Raw genomic sequence first — 6,354 nt, 5'->3', positions numbered from 1 at the left:
TAAGGCCTAGTAAAATTCCAACAAAATCGGCAATGATATCTTCGAAAGAGGCATAACGTGTCGGTAAAAATACTTGAGTTGCTTCGATGAGCACACCATACATAATGAGGGTGATAGCGATTCGTTTATGAGTATGGGAATAAGCGAATACATAGAGAAGCGTTAAAACACTAAAGGCTACTGCATGATTGAATAGGTCACTCATCGAGACGATCTGAGGGAGGGCATTATAATCAGGGAGGACAGCTAAAATAGAGATAGATAATAAAGATATGAAAAAAAGTAGGCGAAAAATCAATTTTTCATCGCTTTGATAAATGATTCATAAATATTTTCGAGTTGGAGATCTTGTTCTAGTATCTCTGTATTGTCTTGAACCATATAATGTTCTAACACGGCAACACGGCGTAGGAGATATTCAAACATCTCTTTGTTGATGTCGGGAAGTTTGTTGTGGCTGAACGGGTCTTTATCACGACCTTTTTGGATAACGTGAGCGGGGATACCGATCGCTGTAGAGTTATCGGGAACTTCGCGAACGACGACGGAATTGGCTCCGATTTTAGAGTTGGCACCGATGGTGATATTGCCCAATACTTTGGCTCCTGCACCGATAACGACACCGCTTTTAATGGTCGGATGCCGTTTTCCGGCGACGAGACTAACACCGCCTAATGTTACCCCCTGATAGATAAGAACATCATCTTCTATGATCGTTGTTTGACCGATGACTACGCCAAATCCGTGATCGATAAAAACGCGTCGTCCGATTGTTGCCCCTGGGTGGATATCGATGTTAGTGACGATTTGGTTAAGTCCCATAATGACACGGGCAATAGCGCGAAAACCCGATCGATAGAGGCGGTGGGAAATACGATACCAAAAGATGGCCCAAACGCCCGGATAATTGAAGAAGAGTTCTATACGAGAACTGATAGCGGGATCATTTTTATAAACGTTCGAAAAATCTTCGGCTATTTCAGAAAAAAGTCCCAAATTCAATCCTTATCGTGTGGTTCGTAAGTACCCGTTTTGGTAGAGGTACATTTCGAGTTTTTGAAGTGTATCACTTTTTTCTTCTTCTGTCCTAAAATCACTTGTAGCAAGTTTATTCTTAAGGTTAGTCAGAAGTTTCGACGCGTCATATCCGATATCTTCGAGGATATTGAGAATATTATCAGATTCGGTGAAATTTTCGATTTCATATCCATTATCATTAATGAGGATCGTACATTCACTTGGATGAGTAAAAAGATTGTGATTCATCCCCAGTGTCTCTTGATACGCTCCGACATTGAAGAAAGCAAGAAAGTACTCTTCCTCATCTAAATCAATATCATGCAAATACAACGGTGTTTCCGGTTTAAAGCGGATTTCACCGTCGCTGTCACAGGTAATATCCCACAAACTAGCTGCACGGATGGCGGGAATATCGAGACGATCCAATGGCATGATCGGAAACTGCTGTTGTAATCCCCAATAATCGGGGATACTTTGGAAAATGGAAGTATTAATCAAATAACGCTCTTGGAGCTTCACCTGAAGACGCTCGATTTCAGGCATCGGGTTGTCTTGTGAGAGGTAGAGCGATTTTTTGATAATCTGATGCACCAAGATTTCGGCGTTGGAGCGATCTTGCAAATCGATATGTCCGAGATTAAAGAGGGTAAGGAGAGATTCCATATGGTCAAGCGCATCATGCATGTACTCGATGCAGGTACGCGGAGAGAGGAGCGAGTTGAGCTCACGCAGCTCTTCAATCAATGGGGGATTATTCTCTTTGAGTTTGAGTGATTTGGCTTGATAGTCATGTGAAAAGAGTTCCAATACCGGAGCGATCAATACTGAGTGTGACGCTACGATAAAGCGCCCCGATTCAGTAAAGATATCGGGATGGGAAACTCCTTTGGCATTCATAATCTCACGAAGCAAGAAAACAACGCTGTTAGAGAACTCCTCTAAGGTATAGTTGCGTAAACGGCCCGATGTGTGTTGGGAATATTCAACTGCGAGACCACCGCCGATATTGATGGCACCCAGTTTATCTGCTCCCATTTTTTTGAGTTCAGCATAGATATTTCCCGCTTCGCGTAAAACACGTTTGAGCGTTGAGATATCTTCCATTTGACTACCAACGTGAAAATGAATCATACTGAAATGCTCAACTAAATTGTTCTCTTGGAGCATGTTCATCGCTTCGATGAGTTCAGTAGAGGTGAGACCAAATTTAGAACCTAAACCGCTGCTTTTTGCCCAAATACCGCTTCCCTCGGATTGCAAACGGATACGGATACCGATGTTTGGGATTTTTAGATTGCATGATTGAGCTACGTCGATGATCCACTCTAGCTCACCCAGCCCTTCGATCGTAATAGTGATATTGTGTCCCATTTGTGCTGCCATAAATCCGAGGCGCACCATCTCTTCATCTTTGAATCCATTGACGGTAATCGGAGAACCTAGAGCTGTTTTTGCCATCGCGATGGCGAGTTCGGCTTTGGAACCCGCTTCCAATCCATAACCGTATCGTTCACCGTGTTCGACGATTGCATCGACCGCTTCAGGAAACTGGTTGACTTTAAGGGGGAAAACGGCACGAAATTTTCCTGTATAATCATTTTCGAAAATAGCGCGATGAAAATTGGAATACAAAAGGTCGATTTGTTTGCCGATCAAATGGGGAAAACGTAAAATTAACGGTCCGCGCAGGTTGGTTTTACGTATTTTTTGACTGATTTCGATGAGGGAAGGGGAGCTTTTATAGTTAACTTTAACCATTCCTTGATCGATCATAAAGTTATTTTCACCCCAAATATCAATACCGTAGTTTTGCATGGTTATCCTTTATAAGAGTTCGTTCAACGGAATCACTGATTCAGTTTTCTCGACTAAATCTTTTATCCAAATCGTGTTTTGAGCCAGTTCATTTTCACCGATAACGGCACAATAGCGAGCGTTGATACGATCCGCCCCTTTTAGGTGATCTTGGAGTTTGCGAGGTTTGTATTCAACCACCGCTTTATGATTACGACGTACTTTTTCTGCCGCTAGTAAAACGGTACTCAGCGCCTGCGCATCCATAGCTCCGAAATAGTATCCTTCACGTACTTTTTCCGGCATCACGATAAGTTCCATTAGACGCTCGATACCCAGTGCAAATCCAACCGCAGGGGTCGGTTTACCGTCTAAAAACTCGATCAGACGATCATAGCGTCCTCCACCGGCGATGGCACTTTGGCTTCCGATGTTGTCGCTGACGAACTCGAAGGCTGTTTTGGAGTAGTAATCGAGTCCTCGTACGAGGTTGGTATCGATCTCATAAGCAATGTTATGTTGATCCAAAATCGATTTTAGGGTATCAAAATCGTTTTGGCACGCGACGCATAGATGATCGATTAATTTTGGTGCATTCGTATAAAGGGCTTGGCACGAGACGTTTTTACAATCCAATACACGGATAGGGTTGGTGAGTTTACGACGCTCACAGTCGCCGCAGATCGCATCACCGCAACTTTCGATAAAGCTCACAAGCTTTTCGCGATATGTCGGCATACAGTTTTGATCGCCCAAAGAGTTGAGCTTGAGCCGGTACCCGATCCCCAATGCTTTGAGAATATCGGAGACCATCATAATCATCAACGCGTCTTCATACACCGAATCGACACCGAAACTCTCGATCCCGAATTGGTGAAACTCTCTCAATCGACCTTTTTGGGGGCGTTCGTATCGAAACATCGGTCCGTGATAGTAAAAGCGGTGGATCCCACCTTTTTTATCGAGCTTGTGTTGGATGAACGCACGTACCACTCCGGCTGTCCCCTCAGGGCGGAGACATACATCATTCTCCCCTTTGTCGATAAACTGATACATCTCTTTGCCGACGATGTCACTGGATTCTCCGACTGAGCGTTTGAACAGAGCCGTCTCTTCGAGCAGCGGCGTTTCGATATAGTGAAACCCGTATCGCTTAGCGATGGTAGAGGCAGTCGTAATAAAGTATTCAAAACGTTCATAGTCCTCGGAGAGGATGTCGTTCATTCCGCGCAAAGATTGGATCATAAGGCTCCTTTGATAAGGGTGGTAATTTCTTCTGTAATTATATCGATAGATTGTGTCGCATCGATTACGACGGTTTGAATCCCAAGTGCATACGCCGAAGCGATAAGGGCATCTTGGATATTGAGTAGATAATCAACTCCGCGTGATTCGATAACGTCGTGTTCTTTTTGGCTCAAACGGTATGTGAGTTCTTCGAGTGTTAGTTTGAGAATAAACACAGTATCGGGTAGGATTCCGTTGGTGGCGAGACGGTTCAATGATACCAGTGTTGATTCGTCGCACAGATTTTGAACGCTCGCATACGCCATCCCCGATACGGCGGAGCGGTCACTGATGACAAGTTTATTCATATTGGGCAATATGACTTCTTCGGTATGCTCGGCACGGTCGGCTAAAAAGAGCAAGATTTCTGCCATTTTGCTCTTTAGATTGCCAAATAGTACCATATTTCGAATCTCTACTCCCGCCGGAGTTCCCCCCGGCTCTTTGGTAATCAGTGCATCCGGAAAAAGGGAGCGAAGTGCTTCGATTTGGGTGCTTTTACCTGCGGTATCGATCCCCTCTATCGCAACGTACATGATTTCATACTCCCGATAACATTTTGGACAGGTTCAGGGAGCAAATGAACCGTTTTACCGTTGAATTTCAGTAAATTTCGGACGATGGAAGAACTGATAAAGGCATGTTTGAGTTTGGGCATCAAATAGACCGTTTCGATGTTGGGATCGAGAGAGTTATTGAGATACCCCAGTTGAAGTTCAAACTCGAAATCGCTCACCGCTCGAAGTCCTCGTATCAACACAGTCGCTCCGAGGGTGTTAGCGAGTTCAACGGTGAGATTATCAAATCCGACGACTCGTACACGATCCAAATCTTTAATAGCTAATTTCACCATTTCGACACGTTCATTCAGTGTAAACATCGGTTTTTTATCTTGAGAATCGGCGACGGCAATGATCACTTCATCAAACAGTTTGATTCCACGTTCGATAATGTCAAAATGACCGTTGGTAATGGGATCGAATGTCCCAGGGTAAAGGGCAATTTTATGCATAATAAGCCGTATTCATGTTATTTGTCATCCCATCGTTTGTAAAGATCATTTGGTATTCCCAGCAGATCGAACCATTTGCCGATCATAAAGTTTTCCATCGACTTTAAATCCTCCTGATCGCCGTAATAAGCTAAAACAGGAGGGGCAATGATAACCCCCATCATGGAGAGTTTGTGCATATTTTCCAGTGCGATAGGTGAAAAGGGGATCTCACGTGGAGCCAGCACGAGGGTTCGACGCTCTTTGATCATTACACTCGCGGCACGGGTAATGAGATTGTCGGCAATACCGCAGGCAATTTTGGCGAGAGTATTCATACTGCACGGGGTGATAATCATCGCATCAGCACCGTACGAACCTGAAGCAACCGATGCCCAAATTTCGTCATTTTTGTGAAGAATCAGGTTCTCTTCTTTTTCAAGTACAATTTGGGCGTGATCGGAGAGTATGAGGTGTTTTTGCATGTCAGATGGGATGGCACGGACGAGTTTTAACCCTAGCGCCGCACCACTGGCACCGCTGATCCCTACGACGATTTTCATTGTAATTCCACCCGATTTTCTCCGATTACTTTGGTCTTGACCCGTTTGCCGTCCCTTTTTTGGACTGTAATAATATCATAGAGTGACCCCTCTTGCGTCGCACGTGCTCCAAACTCAACGATAACACCATCACTTTGTACTATTACAGCGACATTTTCATTTTTTAAAACGAGAGGAGTAGTCTCGATATTGCGTAATGTCAAAAGTTGATTAGCTTTAAGATTGGAACGAAACCGGAATGTTTCTATCGGTATTTCAGTGAGTGGTATATCTCTAAATGATGTAAATTCTACTTGCTTTAAAATAGTATTCAATCCGCTTAATGTCTCTTTTCGATTTACATTTTGTCCTGTATGAAGGACATTGAGAGTCGCTTTGACAGAATAATCAACATAGTGGCGAATTCCATCTGAACCAACAATATAAAATGTTCCTTTTGCATTTTGGTAAAATCGCGTATCAAAGATGGCTCGATATTCTTTATTGAGTAAATGGAGATACCCTCGTGGAGTAATAAAAATTGAAGTGATTTTAATAGATGGATAATATTCTTTGAGCATTTTTTCTAGCTGTGTTTTGGCGGGGGTCATATCAACTAAGCTTTTACGTGTAAAATTAACAAATCGTATTTTAGAAATATCAATTACAATTCCATTAAGTTCGAATGTTTTGGCAATGATATGTGCGTCTATTCTATAC

At 43.2% G+C, this 6,354-nt stretch carries 8 protein-coding genes; all 8 read right to left on the bottom strand.

The features are described from left to right. Positions 1-298 (bottom strand): VanZ family protein (locus tag WA010_RS12800; RefSeq protein ID WP_422557507.1); only part of this gene is annotated, 298 nt, incomplete at its 3' end. After that, positions 295-996, bottom strand: a complete 702-nt coding sequence (gene cysE, locus WA010_RS12795) for a serine O-acetyltransferase (RefSeq protein ID WP_422557506.1) — start codon at positions 994-996, stop codon at positions 295-297. The genes cysE and WA010_RS12800, both read right to left, overlap by 4 nt. Before the next feature lie 9 nt (positions 997-1,005). Next, complete coding sequence (gene speA / locus WA010_RS12790) at positions 1,006-2,835, bottom strand: biosynthetic arginine decarboxylase (RefSeq protein ID WP_422557505.1); 1,830 nt, start codon at positions 2,833-2,835, stop codon at positions 1,006-1,008. Positions 2,836-2,844: 9 nt separating this feature from the next. Continuing rightward, positions 2,845-4,059 (bottom strand): histidine--tRNA ligase, encoded by a 1,215-nt coding sequence (gene hisS, locus WA010_RS12785; RefSeq protein ID WP_422557504.1) that lies wholly within the window; start codon positions 4,057-4,059, stop codon positions 2,845-2,847. Next, positions 4,056-4,637, bottom strand: a complete 582-nt coding sequence (tmk, locus tag WA010_RS12780; RefSeq protein ID WP_422557503.1) for a dTMP kinase — start codon at positions 4,635-4,637, stop codon at positions 4,056-4,058. The genes hisS and tmk overlap by 4 nt, the downstream gene beginning before the upstream one ends. Further along, on the bottom strand, positions 4,622-5,113 hold the full coding sequence (gene coaD, locus WA010_RS12775; RefSeq protein ID WP_422557502.1) for a pantetheine-phosphate adenylyltransferase: 492 nt from the start codon (positions 5,111-5,113) through the stop codon (positions 4,622-4,624). Before coaD ends, tmk begins: the two co-directional genes overlap by 16 nt. A 17-nt stretch (positions 5,114-5,130) precedes the next feature. Continuing rightward, the gene (locus tag WA010_RS12770; protein WP_422557501.1) at positions 5,131-5,655 is read right to left on the bottom strand and encodes a UbiX family flavin prenyltransferase; all 525 of its coding nucleotides are present in this window, start codon (positions 5,653-5,655) and stop codon (positions 5,131-5,133) included. Beyond that, the coding region (flgA, locus tag WA010_RS12765; protein ID WP_422557500.1) for a flagellar basal body P-ring formation chaperone FlgA at positions 5,652-6,354 on the bottom strand (703 nt) is incomplete at its 5' end. The genes flgA and WA010_RS12770, both read right to left, overlap by 4 nt.

Source organism: Sulfuricurvum sp. (assembly GCF_049305995.1).
Classification (GTDB): domain Bacteria; phylum Campylobacterota; class Campylobacteria; order Campylobacterales; family Sulfurimonadaceae; genus Sulfuricurvum.
The sequence above is the reverse complement of the archived record's forward strand: the minus strand, read 5'-3'. Positions and strand labels throughout refer to the sequence as shown.